A 19,799-nucleotide genomic window follows, 5' to 3' on the forward strand; every position below is an offset into this window, starting at 1 on the left:
GTTTATAATGAGTGGATTACGTCCTGCATTATCAACGCTGGTGTTTCTGACGCTGCTAACCGGCGGCATTTACCCGCTGCTTACCACCGCGCTGGGGCAATGGTGGTTCCCGCATCAGGCTAACGGCTCACTGATTGTTGATGGCAGTCTCGTGCGCGGCTCTGCGCTTATCGGGCAGAATTTTACCGCCGACGGCTATTTTCAGGGACGCCCGTCAGCAACGGCGGAAATGCCCTATAATCCCATGGCTTCCGGCGGCAGTAATCTGGCGGTCAGCAACCCGGTGCTGGATAAACAGTTGCAGCAGCGGGTGAAGGCGCTGCGGGCCGCTAACCCGGACGCCAGCACGACGATTCCGGTGGAACTGCTCACCGCCTCCGCCAGCGGGCTGGACAATAACCTGACGCCAGCAGCGGCGGCGTGGCAGATCCCGCGCATCGCCAAAGCGCGAAATCTCAGCGTTGAAGCCGTGACGCAGTTGGTCGCAGAATATACGCAAAAGCCGCTGGTGAGTTTTATCGGCCAGCCAGTGGTTAATATCGTGGAACTCAATTTAGCGCTGGATAAGCTCTGATGGTTAATGAAGAACCGCTACGCCCTGACCCCGATCGCCTGCTGGAACAGACCGCCGCACCACACCGGGGAAAACTGAAAATCTTCTTCGGCGCCTGCGCAGGCGTCGGGAAAACCTGGGCGATGCTGGCTGAGGCGCAGCGACTGCGGGCGCAAGGGCTGGATATTTTGACGGGTGTCGTGGAAACCCACGGGCGTAAAGAGACCGCCGCGCTGCTGGACGGCCTCAGCATCCTGCCGCTAAAACGGCAGACGCATCACGGACGCCATCTCAGCGAGTTCGATCTCGACGCGGCGCTGGCCCGTCGCCCGGCGCTTATTCTCATGGACGAACTGGCGCACAGTAATGCGCCAGGCTCGCGCCATCCCAAACGCTGGCAGGATATCGAAGAGCTGCTGGAAGCGGGTATTGACGTCTTTACCACCGTCAACGTCCAGCACCTGGAAAGCCTCAACGATGTGGTCAGCGGCGTGACCGGCATTCAGGTTCGTGAAACCGTGCCAGACCCTTTCTTCGATGCCGCCGACGAGGTGGTTCTGGTCGACCTGCCGCCTGACGATCTGCGAGCGCGTCTGAAAGAGGGCAAGGTGTACATTGCCGGTCAGGCTGAACGCGCCATTGAGCACTTCTTTCGCAAAGGCAATTTGATCGCCCTGCGTGAACTGGCGCTGCGCCGCACGGCCGACCGGGTGGACGATCAAATGCGCGCCTGGCGGAGCCATCCGGGCGAAGAGAAAGTGTGGCATACCCGCGACGCCATTCTGCTGTGCATCGGGCACAACACCGGCAGTGAAAAACTGGTGCGTGCCGCCGCGCGGCTGGCTGCCCGCCTCGGCAGCGTCTGGCATGCGGTGTATGTCGAAACCCCGGCGCTGCATCGCCTGCCGGAAAAGCAGCGGCGCGCCATCTTGAGCGCCCTGCGTCTGGCGCAGGAGCTGGGCGCGGAGACCGCCACGCTTTCCGATCCCGCCGAAGAAAAAGCGGTTGTGCGTTACGCCCGGGAACATAACCTCGGCAAAATTGTGCTGGGTCGCCCGGCAACGCAACGCTGGTGGCGCAGAGATTCGTTTGCCGATCGCCTGGCGAAACAGGCGCCGGATCTCGATCAGGTGGTCGTCGCCCTTGATGATCCCCCGACTCGCCCGTTGAATCAGACACCGGATACCCGTGCCTTCAAAGATAAGTGGCGGGTGCAGATACAGGGCTGCCTGGTCGCGATCGCCCTTTGCGCAGTGACCACCGTCATCGCCGTACAGTGGATGGTCGCCTTTGACGCGGCTAACCTGGTGATGCTGTATCTGCTGGGCGTGGTGATTATCGCTCTGTTTTATGGGCGCTGGCCCTCGGTAGTGGCAACCTTTATTAACGTCGCCAGCTTCGATCTCTTTTTTATTGCTCCTCGCGGCACGCTTGCCGTTTCCGATGTGCAGTATCTGTTGACCTTCGCCGTGATGCTGACGGTGGGGCTGGTGATCGGTAACCTGACGGCGGGTGTGCGCTATCAGGCGCGGGTTGCCCGCTATCGGGAACAGCGCACGCGCCATCTGTACGAGATGTCCAAAGCGCTGGCGGTGGGGCGAAGCAGGCAGGATATCGCCGCCACCAGCGAACAGTTTATCGCCTCCACGTTTCAGGCCCGCAGCCAGGTATTATTGCCGGATGAAAACGGCACGCTGACGCCGCTGACCCACCAGCAGGGCATAACGCCGTGGGATGACGCCATCGCCCGGTGGAGCTTTGACAAAGGCCAGCCGGCCGGGGCGGGCACGGATACCCTGCCCGGCGTGCCGTATCAAATTTTACCGTTAAAAAGCGCCGATAAAACGCATGGACTGGTGGTGGTCGAACCGGGGAATCTTCGTCAGTTGATGATCCCGGAGCAACAGCGGCTACTGGAAACATTCACCTTGCTGGTCGCCAGCGCGCTGGAGCGTCTGACGCTTACCGCCAGTGAAGAGCTGGCCCGACTCGCCAGCGAGCGCGAGAGCATTCGCAATGCCCTGCTCGCCGCCCTCTCCCACGACTTGCGCACGCCGCTGACGGTGCTGTTTGGTCAGGCGGAGATTTTAACCCTGGATTTGGCAAGTGAAGGATCGCCACATGCGCGCCAGGCCAGCGAAATCCGCCAGCACATTCTCAACACCACCCGGCTGGTGAATAACCTGCTGGATATGGCGCGCATTCAGTCCGGTGGATTTAATCTTAAAAAAGAGTGGCTGACGCTGGAAGAGGTTGTCGGCAGCGCCCTGCAAATGCTGGAGCCGGGGCTATCCCACCCCATTAACCTGTCGCTGCCAGCGCCGATGACGCTGGTACACGTTGACGGCCCGCTGTTTGAACGGGTACTGATCAACCTTCTGGAAAACGCCGTCAAATACGCCGGTTCACAGGCGGAGATCGGCATTGATGCCCATGTTGAAGACGAACATCTTCAGCTTGACGTCTGGGATAATGGCCCCGGCATTCCTGACGGGCAGGAGAAAAGCATCTTCGACAAATTTGCCCGGGGAAATAAAGAGTCTGCCGTACCGGGCGTTGGGCTGGGGTTGGCTATTTGCCAGGCGATTGTTGAAGTGCACGGTGGAACGATTTCCGCCCACAATCGCCCGCAGGGCGGAGCCTGTTTCCGTGTTACACTCCCGCAGGAAACTGCACCTGAACTTGAAGATTTTCATGAGGATATGTGACCAACGTTCTGATTGTTGAAGACGAACAGGCTATTCGTCGCTTTCTGCGCAGCGCGCTGGAAAGCGACGGGCTGCGCGTGTACGAAGCAGAGACGCTAAGCCGTGGGTTGCTGGAAGCCGCCACGCGGAAACCCGATCTCATCATTCTTGATCTTGGCCTGCCTGACGGCGACGGCATCGATTTTATTCGCGACCTGCGACAATGGAGCGCAATTCCGGTGATTGTGCTTTCTGCTCGCAGCGAGGAGAGCGATAAAATCACTGCGCTGGATGCGGGCGCCGATGACTATCTGAGTAAACCCTTCGGCATTGGCGAACTACAGGCGCGCTTACGCGTGGCGCTGCGCCGTCACGCCAGCGGCCCTTCTCCTGACCCCATCGTGCAGTTTTCCAGCATAAAAGTGGACTTAGCAGCACACCTTGTCCACCGTGATGAAGAAGAAATTCACCTGACGCCGATTGAGTTTCGCTTACTGGCCGTGTTGCTGAATAATGCGGGCAAAGTGCTCACCCAGCGGCAGCTGTTGAACCAGGTCTGGGGACCGAACGCCGTCGAGCACAGTCACTATTTGCGTATTTATATGGGTCACCTGCGACAGAAACTGGAGAAAGATCCCGCCCGCCCCCGCCATTTCATTACCGAAACCGGAATCGGTTATCGTTTTATGCCATGAATGGTTATTCATTTTTTTTAATTAATTCCTAAATATCATTTTTATCATTAACCACACTGCAAATAATGTATTTTGCAGTGTAAGCTCATTCCTTAAAAAATATAAAAATACAAACCCATAACATATAAACAACAATACGATATCTTATCGTGTGATATGCATAAACAACGACTAAATATTTTAGAAATGATCGTTTTTTATTGATCTTCTTCACAGACCAGGCTCATTTCCTGGATAAAATACCCTCACCTTCCACTTATCCAGTAAAGGTAACCAAAATGGAAAATAATAGCCGTACAATGCCCCATATAAGGCGGACAACTCATATTATGATGTTTGCTCACCGTAACAGCTTCGACTTTCATTTCTTTAATGCCCGTTAGTCTTTCGACTAAGGGCACTCCAGCATACAGGTCTTCCTGACCCCTTGCATTGCAGGCTAACGCCTGTATCTCGTGGTGCTCACACTGCATAACCCTGTTTTACCTGTGACCGGAAAGGTTAGGGTTTATTGCATCTTCTAAAAAGCAATTTACTGATTTATTTATCAGTGGCGTCGTATTGCTTTTTTTCCGGAGCTATCAGTTTCTCATTCGAGAAATTGAGGACCTGCTATTACCTGAAAATAAAGAGATGAAAATGTCTGAATTAAAAATTGCCGTCAGTCGTTCCTGCCCTGATTGTTTTTCTACACAGCGCAGTATCGTTAATGTTGATGAAAGTAATTTCATTGATGTTGCCGCTATCGTGTTATCCATCAATGATATTGAACGAGGTAAACTCGATGAGATTGATGCGACGGGCTACGGTATTCCCGTGTTTATCGCGACACAAAATGAAGAGCGCGTTCCGGCAGAATATCTGCCGCGGATCTCGGGCGTATTCGAACATAATGAAGCCCGTAACGCCTTCTATGGCCGCCAACTGGAGACCGCTGCCAGCCACTATGAAACGCAACTGCGCCCGCCGTTCTTCCGGGCGCTGGTGGACTACGTAAACCAGGGCAACAGCGCATTTGACTGTCCGGGGCATCAGGGCGGTGAATTCTTCCGCCGTCACCCCGCAGGGAATCAGTTTGTTGAGTACTTTGGCGAAACGCTTTTCCGCTCTGATTTGTGTAATGCCGACGTGGCGATGGGCGATCTGCTTATCCATGAAGGCGCGCCGTGCATCGCGCAACAACACGCCGCGAAAGTGTTCAACGCCGATAAAACCTACTTTGTGCTGAACGGCACCTCATCGTCAAACAAAGTGGTACTTAACGCGCTGCTGACCCCAGGCGATCTGGTGCTGTTCGATCGTAATAACCACAAATCGAACCACCACGGCGCGCTGTTGCAGGCGGGCGCGACGCCGGTTTATCTGGAAACCGCGCGCAACCCGTACGGCTTCATCGGCGGGATCGACGCCCACTGCTTTGAAGAAGACTATCTGCGTGAACTGGTCAGCGAAGTGGCGCCGCAACGCGCGCAAGACGCCCGTCCGTTCCGCCTGGCGGTGATCCAGTTAGGCACCTACGACGGCACCATCTATAACGCCCGTCAGGTGGTGGATAAGATTGGTCATCTGTGCGACTACATCCTGTTTGACTCCGCATGGGTCGGCTACGAGCAGTTTATTCCGATGATGGCCGATTGCTCGCCGTTGCTGCTGGATCTGAACGAGAACGATCCGGGAATCCTGGTCACACAGTCTGTTCACAAACAGCAGGCCGGTTTCTCCCAGACCTCGCAGATCCACAAGAAAGACAGCCATATCAAAGGTCAGTCTCGCTATGTGCCGCATAAACGTATGAATAACGCGTTCATGATGCACGCCTCCACCAGCCCGTTCTACCCGCTGTTCGCCGCCCTGGACATCAACGCCAAAATGCACGAAGGCGTCGGTGGCCGTAACATGTGGATGGACTGCGTGGCGAACGGCATCAATGCTCGTAAGCTGATCCTTGATAACTGCCATCACATCCGTCCGTTCGTACCGGAATTGATCGACGGTAAACCGTGGCAGTCTTACCCCACGGCGGAGATCGCAAACGACCTGCGCTTCTTCCACTTTGTGCCGGGCGAACACTGGCATGCCTTCGAAGGCTACGCCGAACACCAGTACTTTGTTGATCCGTGCAAACTGCTGCTCACGACGCCGGGCATCAATGCGCGCAACGGCGAATACGACACCTTTGGCGTTCCGGCGACCATCCTTGCCAACTTCCTGCGTGAAAACGGCGTGGTGCCGGAAAAATGCGATCTCAACTCGATCCTGTTCCTGCTGACGCCAGCGGAAGACATGGCGAAATTGCAGCAACTCGTCGCCCTGCTGGTGCGCTTTGAGAAACTGCTGGAAGCCGATGCGCCGCTGGCTGACGTTCTGCCGTCAATTTATAAGCAGCATGAAGCGCGTTATGCCGGCTACACCCTGCGTCAGCTGTGCCAGGAGATGCACGATCTGTACGCACGCCATAACGTGAAACAGCTGCAAAAAGAGATGTTCCGTAAATCCCATTTCCCACGCGTCAGCATGAACCCGCAGGACGCCAACTACGCCTATCTGCGCGGTGAAGTCGAACTGGTTCGCCTGCCGGACGCGGAAGGACGGATCGCGGCAGAAGGCGCGCTTCCGTATCCGCCAGGGGTTTTGTGCGTTGTTCCGGGTGAAATCTGGGGCGGTGCGGTGCTGCGTTATTTCAGCGCGCTGGAAGAAGGGATCAACCTGCTGCCGGGCTTTGCGCCTGAACTACAGGGCGTTTACATCGAAGAACACGACGGCCGTAAACAGGTGTGGTGCTACGTCATTAAACCGCGCGAAGCACAGAACACCCTGCTGAAAGGGGAAAAATTATGAGTAAAGCCAAATCCAATAAAATGGGCGTCGTTCAGCTCACCATCCTGACAATGGTCAATATGATGGGCTCCGGGATTATCATGCTGCCCACCAAACTTGCGGAGGTCGGCACCATCTCGATCATCTCGTGGCTGGTGACTGCCGTTGGTTCAATGGCGCTGGCATGGGCTTTCGCCAAATGCGGGATGTTCAGCCGTAAATCCGGCGGTATGGGCGGCTACGCGGAGTATGCCTTTGGTAAGTCCGGCAACTTTATGGCGAACTACACCTATGGCGTTTCGCTGCTGATTGCCAACGTCGCTATCGCCATCTCCGCCGTCGGCTACGGCACCGAGTTATTCGGCGCCACGCTGTCACCGGTGCAGATCGGTCTGGCGACCATCGGCGTACTGTGGCTGTGCACCGTCGCCAACTTCGGCGGCGCGCGCATTACCGGGCAAATCAGCAGTATCACCGTCTGGGGCGTGATTATTCCGGTTGTCGGTCTGTGCATTATCGGCTGGTTCTGGTTTAGCCCAACGCTGTACGCCAACTCCTGGAACCCGCATCACGTACCGTTCTTCACCGCCGTCGGTTCTTCTATTGCGATGACGCTGTGGGCCTTCCTCGGTCTGGAATCTGCCTGTGCCAACGCCGAAGTGGTGGAAAACCCGGAGCGTAACGTACCGATTGCGGTATTAGGCGGTACGCTGGGCGCGGCGGTGATTTACATCATCTCCACCAACGTGATTGCCGGGATCGTACCAAACATGGATCTGGCCAACTCCACCGCGCCGTTCGGTCTGGCGTTCGCACAGATGTTTACCCCGGAAGTCGGTAAAGTGATCATGGCGTTGATGGTGATGTCCTGCTGCGGTTCGCTGCTGGGCTGGCAGTTCACTATCGCCCAGGTCTTCAAATCCTCGGCGGATGAAGGATATTTCCCGAAAATCTTCTCTCGCGTAACGAAAGTGGATGCGCCGGTTCAGGGGATGCTGACCATCGTGATTATCCAGAGCGGATTATCGCTGATGACCATCAGCCCATCGCTGAACAGCCAGTTCAACGTGTTGGTTAACCTGGCGGTGGTAACAAACATTATCCCGTACATTCTGTCGATGGCCGCGCTGGTGATCATTCAGAAAGTGGCAAATGTTCCGTCGTCAAAAGCCAAAACGGCGAACTTCGTGGCATTCATCGGCGCGCTGTACAGCTTCTATGCGCTGTATTCCTCCGGTGAAGAAGCGATGCTGTACGGCTCCATCGTGACCTTCCTCGGCTGGACGCTGTATGGACTGGTATCGCCGCGCTTTGAGCTGAAAAACAAACACGGTTAAAAAAAAGCCCGGTGGCGCTAACGCTTACCGGGCCTACGATCGTTGTTGTAGCCGGGCAAACGCAGTACCGCCCGGCACACAAACCGCACTTACGCGTTTTTCAGCACTTCGCTGACAATCTCAACCGCTTCTTTTTCGATCTGCTTGCGGTGTTCCTCGCCGAGGAAGCTTTCGCAATAAATCTTATAAGCGTCTTCCGTGCCAGAAGGCCGCGCGGCAAACCAGCCGTTGTCGGTCATCACTTTCAGGCCGCCAATCGACGCGCCGTTACCCGGCGCCGCCGTCAGACGCGCGGTGATCGGATCGCCCGCCAGCGTGCTGGCGCTCACCATTTCTGGAGAGAGCTTAGACAATGCGGCTTTCTGCGCAGACGTTGCGCTTGCCTGCAAACGGTTATAGCTCGGCGCGCCGAAGCGGGCCGCCAGCTCGTTGTAGTGCTCCTGCGGGTTCTTCCCGGTGACGGCCGTGATTTCCGCCGCCAGCAGGCACATGATGATGCCGTCTTTATCGGTAGACCACGGCGTGCCGTCGAAACGCAGGAAAGACGCCCCGGCGCTCTCTTCGCCGCCGAAGCCGAAGCTGCCGTCGAACAGACCGTCGACGAACCATTTAAAGCCGACCGGCACTTCCACCAGTTTACGGCCCAAATCGTTCACCACGCGATCGATCATCGCAGAGGAAACCAGCGTTTTACCGACCGCCACCTCTTTGCCCCACTGCGGGCGGTGCTGGAACAGATAGTTGATCGCTACCGCCAGATAGTGGTTCGGGTTCATCAGCCCTGCCGGAGTCACGATGCCGTGGCGGTCATAGTCCGGGTCGTTGGCGAACGCCAGATCGAACTTATCACGCAGCGCCAGCAGACCCGCCATCGCGCACTCGGAGGAACAGTCCATACGGATTGCGCCGTCTTTGTCGAGATGCATAAAGCGGAACGTCTGATCAACGTGATCGTTAACGATAGTCAGGTTCAGGTTGTAGTGCTTAGCAATACGCTTCCAGTATTCGATACCGGAACCGCCCAGCGGATCGACGCCCAGCGTCAGGCCCGCTTTCTGAATCGCCGCCATATCGACGATATCCGCCAGCCCTTCAACGAACGGCTGCACCAGATCCTGCTCTTTAACATGGCCTGAGGCCATCGCCGCATCCAGAGAGATACGCTTCACGCCCTTCAGGCCGTCAGCCAGCAGCGCGTTGGCCCTGTCTTCCACCACTTTGGTGACGTTGGTATCCGCCGGGCCGCCGTTTGGCGGGTTGTACTTAATTCCGCCGTCTTCCGGTGGGTTGTGAGATGGCGTGATCACGATGCCATCAGCCAGCGGGCCGCCTTTTTTATTGTGAACCAGGATAGCGTTGGAAACGGCAGGCGTTGGCGTGAAGCCATTGTTTTCCTGCACGATGACATCAACACCGTTCGCCGCCAGCACTTCCAGTACAGAGATAAATGCCGGTTCAGACAGCGCGTGGGTATCTTTGCCCACATAACAAGGACCAGTGATACCGTTTTTTGCACGCTCTTCCGCAATCGCCTGGGCGATCGCCAGGATGTGCGGCTCGTTAAAACTATGACGACCTGCGCTACCGCGATGCCCGGACGTACCGAACTTCACGGCGTGCTCTGCATTCCCTGCTTCGGGTTTCAGTACATAGTACTGTGCCGTCAGTTGGGCGACGTTAATCAAATCACTCTGTTGCGCAGGTTGACCTGCACGGTTGTGGATTGCCATTGCCTGGTCCTTTTAATGCAAGGATTAAATTGTTCCGCAAACCTTCTCAATCAATTCCGCCGGGAATTGCATTGACTGCATGATGTGTTCAACCATGCTGCATTTACGGCCGGTGTTGGTGTTGGTAATCACCCAATACGGCGTGCCGGGCACATGTTTCGGTTTAGTTTGATTACCATTTTTCAGCAGCGTGTGTTCATCAGCCGCAAAATAGACGCGCGTACGGCCATGCAACGACTCCGTCGCTTCGGCAAACGCGCGATTATCCAGTGAGTAGAGTGTAGACAGCACCAGCATGAAGCGGTTTACCGCTTTCTTCTGCTCCGCGTACTCGTCGGAAAGCAGCAGTTCACGCATGGCGCGGACTTTATCTTTTACGGGGTTGACGGGCTTCGCTTCCACGATAGCAGGTTGCGCGATGCGAACCTCTTTCGCCGCCGGAGTGACAGGCTGTGATACGGCGGAAAACTTCAACATGCGCCGTAAAATGTCGGATGCGCTCTCGCCAATATGCTTGGTGTGGCTGGCAATATAGCTATAGAGTTCATCATCAACTTCAATCGTTTTCATCTTAATCCAGTGCGGTGTCTTATCTGAATACAAGTCGTTGGGATTACCTGCACGTAGTGTAAAGGCAAATTCCAACAGCGGATAGCGTCAAACCTGGCTGACGGAAAAACTCGGAGTAAACCGTAGTTGTTGCAGCCCTGTGGCAGAATAGTCAACATAATACCCTAACCCGACAGAGCGAAAAAAAGAACTTTGCCATGAAATTGAATATCCGAGCGCAAACTGCACAAAACCTGCACAATAATTCTCCCATCGTCCTCGTTCACGGTTTGTTTGGCAGCCTGGACAACCTCGGCGTGCTGGCGCGCGACCTGGTGACCGATCACGATATCATTCAGGTTGATATGCGCAACCACGGTCTCTCCCCTCGCGATCCGGTGATGGACTACCCGGCAATGGCGCAAGACTTACTGGATACCATTGATGCCGAAGGCATTGAGAAAGCCACCTTTATCGGCCACTCCATGGGCGGTAAAGCGGTAATGGCGCTCACCGCGCTGGCGCCGGAGCGTATTGACCAGTTGGTCGCGATCGACATCGCGCCGGTCGATTACCACGTTCGCCGCCACGATGAAATCTTCGCCGCCATCAATGCCGTCACCGACGCGGGCGCCGAAACCCGTCAACAGGCCGCCACCGTTATGCGTCAACATCTGCAAGAAGAAGGCGTCATCCAGTTTCTGCTGAAATCGTTTATCGACGGCGAATGGCGCTTTAACGTACCGGTGTTGTGGGAACAGTATCCACATATTGTGGGCTGGGAGACCATTCCAGCCTGGGATCGCCCGGTGTTGTTTATCCCCGGCGGCAACTCGCCTTATGTGACCGAAGCATATCGTCACGATCTGCTGGCGCAGTTCCCTCAGGCGCGGGCGCACGTCATCGCCGGAGCGGGCCACTGGGTTCACGCGGAAAAACCCGATGCGGTGCTGCGCGCCATTCGTCGCTATCTGGCAGATAAGGCCAACTGATTAAAAACTCAGCGTCCGCGCGCGATTACGTCCGCGGGCGTTGGCGTGTCTGCCTTGCTGATGTATGATGGCGCGCTATCCATCCGGGCAGACGCCTGGCTGATTGTTTCCCCGAAGTCACCAAAATCATGGCCAAAGAACAAACGGACCGTACGACATTAGATCTGTTCGCACACGAGCGTCGCCCGGGACGACCCAAAACCAATCCGCTTTCGCGTGATGAACAGCTGCGCATTAATAAGCGTAACCAGCTAAAACGCGACAAAGTACGTGGCCTTAAGCGTGTCGAACTGAAACTCAACGCTGAGGCTGTCGATGCGCTGAACGAGCTGGCCGAATCCCGCAATATGAGCCGTAGCGAACTCATCGAAGAGATGCTGATGACTCAACTGGCAGCGCTGCGCGGCCAGGGCGTAGTCTGAAAAACTGCTCAATATCATAAATCATGTAGCACAGAGTGCAGTCCCGCGTGATTGCTGTTTCCGCATGCCTGACTGTTCTGCTATGATTGCCCTTATCTGCGGGCAATACGCCACCACCATTTCAATAAGTTTCAAGAGGTTATTTTACTCATGGCAATCACTGGCATCTTTTTCGGCAGCGACACCGGTAATACCGAAAATATCGCAAAAATGATTCAAAAACAGCTTGGTAAAGACGTTGCCGATGTGCATGACATTGCGAAAAGCAGCAAAGAGGACCTGGAAGGGTACGACATCCTGCTGCTGGGCATCCCGACCTGGTACTACGGTGAAGCGCAATGTGACTGGGATGACTTCTTCCCGACTCTCGAAGAGATTGATTTTAACGGTAAACTGGTGGCGCTGTTCGGCTGCGGCGACCAGGAAGATTACGCAGAATATTTCTGCGACGCGTTAGGCACCATCCGCGACATCATTGAGCCGCGCGGCGCGACCATCGTCGGTCACTGGCCAACGGCGGGCTACCATTTTGAAGCGTCCAAAGGTCTGGCTGACGACGATCACTTTGTTGGTCTGGCTATCGACGAAGACCGTCAGCCTGAACTGACCGCAGATCGCGTTGAAAAATGGGTTAAACAGATTTCCGGCGAACTGCACCTCGACGAAATCATTAACGCCTGATTTTGTGCGGCGCAGAAAAGCATCTGCGTCGCATCAATAGATAAAACCAATTAAAATAATTGCTACAAATTTGTAACTTTCTTGCCTGACCCTGTACAATGTCCGGGTGTTATTCTGGTATTGCACAGTGTGTTTGTTGGCGATACCTCGTTTTTATTAACAATATTTGCCGGAGGCTTGCAGTTTTCATTTAGGCGTGGCAGTTCTATAATGAAACGCATGATCTCAAGTGCAATTTCTGTCACTTCTTTGTTTGAAGTGAATCGTTTAGCAACAGGACAGATTCCGCATGACTGACAACAATACCGCATTAAAGAAGGCTGGCCTGAAAGTAACGCTTCCTCGTTTAAAAATTCTGGAAGTTCTTCAGGAACCGGATAACCATCACGTCAGTGCGGAAGATTTATATAAACGTCTGATCGACATGGGTGAAGAGATTGGGCTGGCGACCGTGTACCGTGTGCTGAACCAGTTTGATGACGCCGGTATCGTAACCCGCCACAATTTTGAAGGCGGTAAATCCGTTTTTGAGCTGACCCAACAGCATCATCACGATCACCTTATTTGCCTCGATTGTGGCAAAGTGATCGAATTCAGTGATGATTCTATCGAAGCGCGCCAGCGTGAGATTGCGGCTAAGCATGGCATTCGTTTGACGAACCACAGCCTCTATCTCTACGGCCACTGCGCTGAAGGCGATTGCCGGGAAGACGAGCACGCGCACGACGCGAAGTAATGTGAACCCTCCTAAAAAGCCAACCGACCGGTTGGCTTTTTTTATGCCTCCGACCCGGTAGCGGCCTTAAAAAACGCAAACGGGCGGAGAGAACTCTCCGCCCGCCATTAACCCGCCCTGCTTTTATTTGGCGCTATTTTTGCTGCGAATTTCCTGCCAGATTTTGTCGCAATCGGCGGTCACCGCCTGATCGTTCCCCGTACGCGTAGCCTGAATGCACTGCTGGTAATCCAGTATGCGCACGCTCTCTTCTGTAGCAAACTGCTTGTGCTGGTCATCTTTCTTCAGCACGTTCAGTACACTCTGACAGGCCTCAATTTTCTCTGGCGAACCTTGCGCCGTATTGATGCAGGCGCTATATGCCTCTTTTAACTGACTGTCTTCTTTCGGCGCGGTTGGCTGCGCGCAGGCCACCAGTCCCGATGCCATCATGGCGATGAGTAACAGTTTTTTCATATCAGTGTCCTCAACGTTGCGGCAGACAAATCGCCTGCCGCAACGAGCATCAGAAAATAGTGAACGGAGCGATAACCATGAACTTCACGTCACGTTCATCCTGGAAGATGTTGCCGTAACCGCCGCCCCAGCTTGGGATGTTGGAGTGGTTGTCATATTCCGTGAAGTGCAGTTTAAACATGGTGCCTTTGGCACGGCCTTCCTGTAGGGTGTAGACCGCATCAAGGCTGTAAGAAGACTCTTCAATGGTACGGTTTTTGTCATAGTACGCATCCGGGGTAATCTGCCAGGTTGATGGCTTCGCGTCCCAGGCGTAAACGTATGACGCCCCCACTGCCCAGCCCGGCAGGTTCCAGTTTTTCAGATCGTACATCGCACCGAAGAAGACGGCTTTTTCGCCGTTGGCGTTAAAGTCTGAGCGGTTATCCCACCAGATATCCAGACGACCGTTTGAGGATGCGTAAGTTGGCGTCATACGTTGCAGGAAGTAACCTTGTTGACCGTCCGCCTTAACCCAGGTCCCTTCCAGGCGCAAATCGACGACTTCGGCCACTTTGTAACCGAAAGTCAGCGCCTGCAACCAGGCGGTGCCGTCATAAATATCGTTTACGCTGCGATCATCAACTTTGTCGCGCGCACCATAGAACTGATAGCTGGTGGTGAACGGGTTGCCGCCCAAATCAAATTTGTAGCTGGCTTTAGCAAAATACTGGTCGACATACCCTTCTGACTGACCAAATGCCGCTTCCAGCACGAGGTCATTTTTGAAATCGTATTTAGCACCGATAGAATGGAGGTAATCCACTTTGGTCTTTTTATCGGCCTGATAGAATTTATCAACATCGGTGTGCCACGGCGCTTTATATTGGTTGGCCCACATATAGGAGAAACTCAGCGCGCCCGCATCACCGTAGTCAAAATTCGCTCCGGCTTCCGCACCCTGATAAGTACCCGGCATAAAGCTCCAGTGCGGCGCTAACAGCGTCTGACCGGTCGGCTGGATATACCCCGCACGCGCCCAGGTTGGCCCGTACTTAAATTTTGCCGCGGCTTTATAAAGGCTGATCCCGCTCTTATCGCCAGAATAATCTTCATCGTAACCTTTATTCTTTTTCGAGAAGGCGATTTCGTTGGGGTGTCCGCTGTCGCCGTTTTCCGCCATTTCTATCGCGGTAAATGCCGCGATATCCAGACCGAACATATCAGCCGCATAACCAGACTGGAAATCCAGATTGGCGTTCCAGGTCGCGTGTGAAAGGTTGGTTTTATATTTGTCATCGTCGGTGACATCTTTACGGTCACGCTCACGCTGCCAGTAATAGATGCCGCCTGTTAACGTGGAATCGTCAATAAAGCCTTCGGCCTGAGCCTGTGGAACGACGACCAAACCTGACATTGCTGTGATACCGGCGATAGCCAGCGCCAGCGTACTACGTTTGCCACTAAACGTACGCATGTGTTAATCCTCTTTGACGTATAAAATGCTGCCGAACAAAAGCGGACAGCGAAAAATAAAAATGTAAAAGTAGCGTTGAGAAAAACCTCGCAGACTACAGTGAATAGACTATTTTTCGCGACGCGAATTATCAATCTCTTTCTGTAACGAGAATGTAAGAGTATGAGCAACCGCACATATTTCATTGCTTTCTGTTACATTTTCATCAGGCGCTAAAAAAGATGAACAAAAGTTAAAATTGTCTTGTTTTCCATGCACATGAAATCGGTTTCACATGAAATGATATTCATTCCATAAATTCACTATGCCAAAACTATTTTGTTGCGAAATTATTTTCCCGACGGCATTAATTCGCTCTGCAAACAGAGAGCGGGATGACAAAATGGAAAGGATAAAAAAACGCCGCAAAATGCGGCGTTGGAAGGTGATGCGATGTGGTGGCTTTACTCGCCCGCTTTAGCCCACGTATCGCGCAGACCTACGGTACGGTTAAATACGCGTTTATCCGCCGTTGTGTAGCGGCTGTCCAGGCAGAAGTAGCCTTCACGCTCAAACTGATACGCTTTACCCGCTACGGCGTTCTGCAACGACGGTTCCGCGTAACCCTGCTTAATTACCAGCGATTCAGGGTTGATCACGGACAGGAAGTCCTCTGCGGCGCCCGGGTTCGGCACGCTGAACAGACGATCGTACAGACGAATTTCAACCGGCAGCGCGTGTGCCGCGCTTACCCAGTGAATGACGCCCTTCACTTTACGGCCATCAGCCGGATCTTTGCTCAGGGTGTCCGCATCATAGGTACAGAAGATGGTGGTGATATTGCCTTCCGCATCCTTCTCCACGCGCTCAGCTTTCACCACATAGGCGTTACGCAGACGCACTTCTTTCCCCATCACCAGACGCTTGTACTGCTTGTTCGCTTCTTCGCGGAAGTCAGCACGATCGATCCAGATCTCACCGCTAAACGGTACTTCACGGCTGCCCATTTCCGGTTTGTTCGGATGGTTCGGCATGGTGACCATTTCGCTTTCGCCCTGCGGGTAGTTTTCGATAACCAGTTTCACCGGATCGATAACCGCCATCGCGCGCGGTGCGTTTTCATTCAGATCTTCACGAATGCAGGACTCCAGCGACGCCATCTCAATGGTGTTGTCCTGCTTGGTAACGCCGATGCGTTTGCAGAATTCACGGATGGAGGCCGCGGTATAGCCACGACGACGCAGGCCAGAAATGGTCGGCATACGCGGATCGTCCCAGCCTTCAACGTGTTTGTCCGTCACCAGCAGGTTCAGCTTACGCTTGGACATCACGGTGTATTCCAGATTCAGGCGCGAGAATTCGTACTGACGCGGGTGAACCGGGATGGTGATGTTGTCCAGCACCCAGTCGTACAGACGACGGTTGTCCTGGAATTCCAGCGTACACAGAGAGTGCGTAATGCCTTCCAGCGCATCGCTGATGCAGTGGGTAAAGTCGTACATCGGGTAGATGCACCACTTGTTGCCGGTCTGGTGGTGTTCGGCAAATTTAATGCGGTACAGCACCGGATCGCGCATCACGATAAACGGCGACGCCATATCAATTTTGGCGCGCAGGCACGCTTTACCTTCTTCAAAACCACCGGTACGCATTTTTTCAAACAGCGCCAGGTTCTCTTCCACGCTGCGATCGCGGAACGGGCTGTTTTTACCCGGCTCTTTCAGCGTACCGCGATATTCGCGGATCTGATCCGGCGTCAGCTCATCGACGTACGCCAGACCTTTGGTGATCAGCTCAACCGCATACGCATGCAGCTGATCGAAGTAATCTGAGGAGTAGCAAACGTTGCCAGCCCAGTGAAAACCTAACCACTCGACGTCGTTTTTGATCGAATCAACGTACTCGATATCTTCTTTTACCGGGTTGGTATCATCGAAACGCAGGTTGCACAGGCCCTGATAATCTTGCGCGATGCCAAAGTTCAGACAGATGGATTTCGCGTGGCCGATGTGCAGATAGCCATTCGGCTCCGGCGGAAAACGGGTGTGGATTGTGGTGTGCTTACCACTGGCCAGATCTTCATCGATGATCTGACGAATAAAGTTAGTCGGGCGGGCTTCAGCCTCACTCATCGTGGATTCCTCAAAGCGTAAACAACGTATAACGGCATATGATCTTATAAGCCGGACAGACTGACAACCTTTAGTTACTTAAAAAGTGGCTTTGAAGAAAATATGGGGGCTGATTGCTGTAAAAAAAAGCGATGGCGCTTTGCCGGATGACGGCTACGCCTTATCCGGCCTACAAGCTGCTACAACTGTGTCGAACCGTAGGCCTGATAAGCGCAGCGCCATCAGGCGCATTTGCCGGATAGCGGCTATACCTTATCCGGCCTACAGGCGGCAAAAAAAAAAGCGGCGGAGGTTTCCCCCCGCCGCTCAGGCACAAACTCTACTCAGGAGCGATTATTTGCCTTTAATCTCATACAGTGGCGTTTGACCTGCAACCACCTGACCTTCAGCTTTAATCACCAGACCGCTGAAATCGTCAATGTTGCTGCAAACCACCGGGCTAATCATCGAGCGCGCATTGGCGTTCAGGAACTCCAGATCCATTTCCAGGATCGGCTGACCGGCAACCACTTCGGCACCCTCTTCCACCAGGCGTTTGAAGCCCTGACCGTTCAGCGCAACGGTATCGATCCCCATGTGGACAACGATTTCCGCGCCTTTTTCGGTTTCCAGGCAGAACGCATGATTGGTGTTGAAGATTTTCACAATGGTGCCTGCCGCCGGGGAAACAACGGTTTTATCCGTTGGTTTCACCGCCACGCCGTCGCCAACCGCTTTGCTGGCGAACGCTTCGTCAGGAACCTGTTCCAGCGCAACCACGTCACCCGTGACTGGAGAAACCAGCGTCGCGATAGTCACCGCATTAGGAACCGCCTGCGGTTTTGCCGCCGGCGCCGCAGTCACTGGCGCGCTGTCAGCAGACGCTGCCGCAACCGGGCCACGCGCCACCACTTTCTTCATTTCGTCGCCGATAGATTCCGCTTTCGCGCCGACGATAACCTGGATGGTCTGTTTGTTCAGTTTCACCACGCCGGACGCACCAAGACGTTTACACATCGCATCGCTCACGCGAGCCGCGTCGGCAACGGTCAGACGCAGACGGGTGATGCAGGCATCGATCGCTTTCAGGTTATCCGTACCGCCAACCGCAGCAATGTAGTTGGTCGCCAGTTGGGTCATACCTTCTTCAGTGTTGCTGTTCGCTTCGTCAGTCACGATATCGTCGTCTTTATCTTCACGACCTGGCGTTTTCAGGTTGAACACGCGAATTACCGCGCTGAACAGCAGGAAGTAGATGACGAAGAATACCGCGCCCATCACCAGCAGCATCCAGACGTTTTTGCTGGCCGCAGGCAGGCTATACATCAACACGTAGTCAATTGCGCCTGCGGAGAAGGAGAAGCCCGCATGAATACCCAGCAGCGTCGCGATGAACAGGCTGATACCGGTCAATATTGCGTGCAGGAGGTACAGCAACGGCGCCAGGAACATGAACAGGAATTCCAGCGGCTCAGTAACACCAGTCAGGAACGCGGTGATCGCAACGGACAGCAGCATACCGCCAACCATTGGACGACGCGCTTTCGGCGCAGCGAAGTACATCGCCAGCGCCGCACCCGGCAGACCAAACATCATGATCGGGAAGAAGCCGGACATGAACATCCCCGCCGTGCCGTCACCCGCGTAGAAGCGGTTGATGTCGCCGTGGAATACCGTACCTGCCGTGTTAGTGAACTCGCCAATCTGGAACCAGGCGATGGTGTTCAGCACCTGATGCAGACCTGTCGGGATCAACAGACGGTTGATGAAACCGAAGATACCGGAGCCCAGCGCGCCCGCGCCGACGATCCATTCACCGCCCGCATGAATAGCGTGCTGAACCGGAGGCCAGACGTAACCGAAAATCGCCGCCAGCACCAGACAGAAGAAGCCCGTGGCGATCGGCACAAAACGTTTGCCGCCAAAGAAGCTCAGGAAATCAGGAAGTTTGATACCGGACCAACGGTTATAAACGGCGCCGCCCACCAGACCGGTAATGATACCCGCCAGGACGCCCATGTTGATTTCCGGGTTAATCGTCACCATCGCTTTGGTCAGGACGAAGTACCCGACCGCACCCGCCAGCGCTGCTGCACCCGCGCTGTCCTTAGACCAACTGGATGCCACACCGATGGCGAAGATCAGTGCGAGGTTATCGAAGATCGCCCCGCCCGCCTGCGCGATAAAGGCGACATTCAGTAAATCTGGTTGACCGAATCGCAGCAACAGTGCCGCCACCGGCAGCACTGCGATAGGGAGCTGTAACGCCCTACCCAGTCGCTGGAAAAAACCTAAAATATTCATCTTATTCCCCCTACGAGACCCCGATTAGGCTTCTGGAAGCCATTTTTTTATTGTGCGACAAATCGTTAAAGCGTGATGTTTGGCAACAACGGTATGAATTATTCATCTACGCTCAGAGTGTGTGAAAAATTAATTCGTATCGCAAATTAAACGCGTGTTTTTTGTGATTTGAATCACCAAATATCGTTATTCACCCTCCCTTATACTGGCTAACTGCGAAAACTTATTTTATCATTCAAAAAATCAACACGGATTAGCGCCTGTCCATACGAATCCAGGTTACGCTTACTAACG

The 19,799-nt window shown here is 54.3% G+C and carries 16 protein-coding genes; 10 read left to right on the forward strand and 6 right to left on the reverse strand.

Annotation, left to right across the window (positions count from 1 at the left end; all coding sequences use genetic code 11):
- Window positions 1-7 precede the first annotated feature (7 nt).
- From kdpC to potE, 6 genes are all read left to right on the forward strand, one after another.
- Window positions 8-574, forward strand: a complete 567-nt coding sequence (gene kdpC, locus CKO_RS10445) for a potassium-transporting ATPase subunit KdpC (protein WP_024130537.1) — start codon at window positions 8-10, stop codon at window positions 572-574.
- The gene (gene kdpD / locus CKO_RS10450) at window positions 574-3,261 is read left to right on the forward strand and encodes a two-component system sensor histidine kinase KdpD (RefSeq protein ID WP_012133307.1); all 2,688 of its coding nucleotides are present in this window, start codon (window positions 574-576) and stop codon (window positions 3,259-3,261) included. Before kdpC ends, kdpD begins: the two co-directional genes overlap by 1 nt.
- Window positions 3,258-3,935: a two-component system response regulator KdpE gene (kdpE, locus tag CKO_RS10455; protein WP_012133308.1), complete on the forward strand. Its 678-nt coding sequence runs from the start codon at window positions 3,258-3,260 to the stop codon at window positions 3,933-3,935. Before kdpD ends, kdpE begins: the two co-directional genes overlap by 4 nt.
- 278 nt (window positions 3,936-4,213) lie before the next feature.
- The gene (gene speFL, locus CKO_RS23335) at window positions 4,214-4,318 is read left to right on the forward strand and encodes a leader peptide SpeFL (RefSeq protein WP_114149115.1); all 105 of its coding nucleotides are present in this window, start codon (window positions 4,214-4,216) and stop codon (window positions 4,316-4,318) included.
- Window positions 4,319-4,574: 256 nt separating this feature from the next.
- Window positions 4,575-6,773 (forward strand): ornithine decarboxylase SpeF, encoded by a 2,199-nt coding sequence (gene speF / locus CKO_RS10465; protein ID WP_024130539.1) that lies wholly within the window; start codon window positions 4,575-4,577, stop codon window positions 6,771-6,773.
- Window positions 6,770-8,089, forward strand: a complete 1,320-nt coding sequence (gene potE, locus CKO_RS10470) for a putrescine-ornithine antiporter (protein WP_012133311.1) — start codon at window positions 6,770-6,772, stop codon at window positions 8,087-8,089. Before speF ends, potE begins: the two co-directional genes overlap by 4 nt.
- Before the next feature lie 89 nt (window positions 8,090-8,178).
- Here potE and pgm read toward each other — a convergent pair whose 3' ends face one another.
- Window positions 8,179-9,819 carry a phosphoglucomutase (alpha-D-glucose-1,6-bisphosphate-dependent) gene (gene pgm, locus CKO_RS10475; RefSeq protein ID WP_012133312.1) on the reverse strand — a complete coding sequence of 547 codons (1,641 nt, stop codon included), beginning with the start codon at window positions 9,817-9,819 and terminating at the stop codon, window positions 8,179-8,181.
- Window positions 9,820-9,843: 24 nt separating this feature from the next.
- Window positions 9,844-10,389, reverse strand: coding sequence for a replication initiation negative regulator SeqA (gene seqA, locus CKO_RS23340; protein WP_012133313.1), 546 nt, complete (start codon window positions 10,387-10,389; stop codon window positions 9,844-9,846).
- A gap of 197 nt (window positions 10,390-10,586) precedes the next feature.
- Here seqA and ybfF point away from each other — a divergent pair, with 197 nt between their 5' ends.
- The 4 genes from ybfF to fur all read left to right on the forward strand — a co-directional run bounded on the left by ybfF (window position 10,587) and on the right by fur (window position 13,199).
- Complete coding sequence (gene ybfF / locus CKO_RS10485; protein WP_012133314.1) at window positions 10,587-11,360, forward strand: esterase; 774 nt, start codon at window positions 10,587-10,589, stop codon at window positions 11,358-11,360.
- A 128-nt stretch (window positions 11,361-11,488) separates the two neighbouring features.
- Window positions 11,489-11,782, forward strand: coding sequence for a LexA regulated protein (gene ybfE / locus CKO_RS10490; protein ID WP_012133315.1), 294 nt, complete (start codon window positions 11,489-11,491; stop codon window positions 11,780-11,782).
- Between the two features lie 150 nt (window positions 11,783-11,932).
- Window positions 11,933-12,463, forward strand: a complete 531-nt coding sequence (gene fldA, locus CKO_RS10495) for a flavodoxin FldA (protein ID WP_012133317.1) — start codon at window positions 11,933-11,935, stop codon at window positions 12,461-12,463.
- Window positions 12,464-12,752: 289 nt separating this feature from the next.
- Complete coding sequence (fur, locus tag CKO_RS10500) at window positions 12,753-13,199, forward strand: ferric iron uptake transcriptional regulator (protein ID WP_007373881.1); 447 nt, start codon at window positions 12,753-12,755, stop codon at window positions 13,197-13,199.
- 123 nt (window positions 13,200-13,322) lie between these two features.
- Here the strand turns inward: fur and chiQ are convergent, their stop codons facing one another.
- From chiQ to nagE, 4 genes are all read right to left on the reverse strand, one after another.
- Entirely contained in the window at window positions 13,323-13,655 is a 333-nt protein-coding gene (chiQ, locus tag CKO_RS10505; RefSeq protein WP_012133318.1) for a ChiQ/YbfN family lipoprotein, read from the reverse strand.
- Window positions 13,656-13,704: 49 nt separating this feature from the next.
- Entirely contained in the window at window positions 13,705-15,111 is a 1,407-nt protein-coding gene (gene chiP, locus CKO_RS10510; protein WP_012133319.1) for a chitoporin ChiP, read from the reverse strand.
- A 443-nt stretch (window positions 15,112-15,554) separates the two neighbouring features.
- Window positions 15,555-17,222, reverse strand: a complete 1,668-nt coding sequence (gene glnS / locus CKO_RS10515) for a glutamine--tRNA ligase (protein WP_012133322.1) — start codon at window positions 17,220-17,222, stop codon at window positions 15,555-15,557.
- Between the two features lie 333 nt (window positions 17,223-17,555).
- Window positions 17,556-19,505 (reverse strand): PTS N-acetyl glucosamine transporter subunit IIABC, encoded by a 1,950-nt coding sequence (gene nagE, locus CKO_RS10520; RefSeq protein WP_012133325.1) that lies wholly within the window; start codon window positions 19,503-19,505, stop codon window positions 17,556-17,558.
- Window positions 19,506-19,799: the final 294 nt, after the last annotated feature.

It is taken from the genome of Citrobacter koseri ATCC BAA-895, assembly GCF_000018045.1.
GTDB classification, from domain to species: domain Bacteria; phylum Pseudomonadota; class Gammaproteobacteria; order Enterobacterales; family Enterobacteriaceae; genus Citrobacter_B; species Citrobacter_B koseri.

What these genes read in the sequence shown, in the direction of transcription:
- kdpC (WP_024130537.1), top strand. Translation starts at nt 8, where the DNA reads ATGAGTGGATTACGTCCTGCATTATCAACGCTGGTGTTTCTGACGCTG.
- kdpD (WP_012133307.1), top strand. Translation starts at nt 574, where the DNA reads ATGGTTAATGAAGAACCGCTACGCCCTGACCCCGATCGCCTGCTGGAA.
- speFL (WP_114149115.1), top strand. Translation starts at nt 4,214, where the DNA reads ATGGAAAATAATAGCCGTACAATGCCCCATATAAGGCGGACAACTCAT.
- speF (WP_024130539.1), top strand. Translation starts at nt 4,575, where the DNA reads ATGTCTGAATTAAAAATTGCCGTCAGTCGTTCCTGCCCTGATTGTTTT.
- potE (WP_012133311.1), top strand. Translation starts at nt 6,770, where the DNA reads ATGAGTAAAGCCAAATCCAATAAAATGGGCGTCGTTCAGCTCACCATC.
- pgm (WP_012133312.1), bottom strand. Translation starts at nt 9,819, where the DNA reads ATGGCAATCCACAACCGTGCAGGTCAACCTGCGCAACAGAGTGATTTG.
- seqA (WP_012133313.1), bottom strand. Translation starts at nt 10,389, where the DNA reads ATGAAAACGATTGAAGTTGATGATGAACTCTATAGCTATATTGCCAGC.
- ybfF (WP_012133314.1), top strand. Translation starts at nt 10,587, where the DNA reads ATGAAATTGAATATCCGAGCGCAAACTGCACAAAACCTGCACAATAAT.
- ybfE (WP_012133315.1), top strand. Translation starts at nt 11,489, where the DNA reads ATGGCCAAAGAACAAACGGACCGTACGACATTAGATCTGTTCGCACAC.
- fldA (WP_012133317.1), top strand. Translation starts at nt 11,933, where the DNA reads ATGGCAATCACTGGCATCTTTTTCGGCAGCGACACCGGTAATACCGAA.
- fur (WP_007373881.1), top strand. Translation starts at nt 12,753, where the DNA reads ATGACTGACAACAATACCGCATTAAAGAAGGCTGGCCTGAAAGTAACG.
- chiQ (WP_012133318.1), bottom strand. Translation starts at nt 13,655, where the DNA reads ATGAAAAAACTGTTACTCATCGCCATGATGGCATCGGGACTGGTGGCC.
- chiP (WP_012133319.1), bottom strand. Translation starts at nt 15,111, where the DNA reads ATGCGTACGTTTAGTGGCAAACGTAGTACGCTGGCGCTGGCTATCGCC.
- glnS (WP_012133322.1), bottom strand. Translation starts at nt 17,222, where the DNA reads ATGAGTGAGGCTGAAGCCCGCCCGACTAACTTTATTCGTCAGATCATC.
- nagE (WP_012133325.1), bottom strand. Translation starts at nt 19,505, where the DNA reads ATGAATATTTTAGGTTTTTTCCAGCGACTGGGTAGGGCGTTACAGCTC.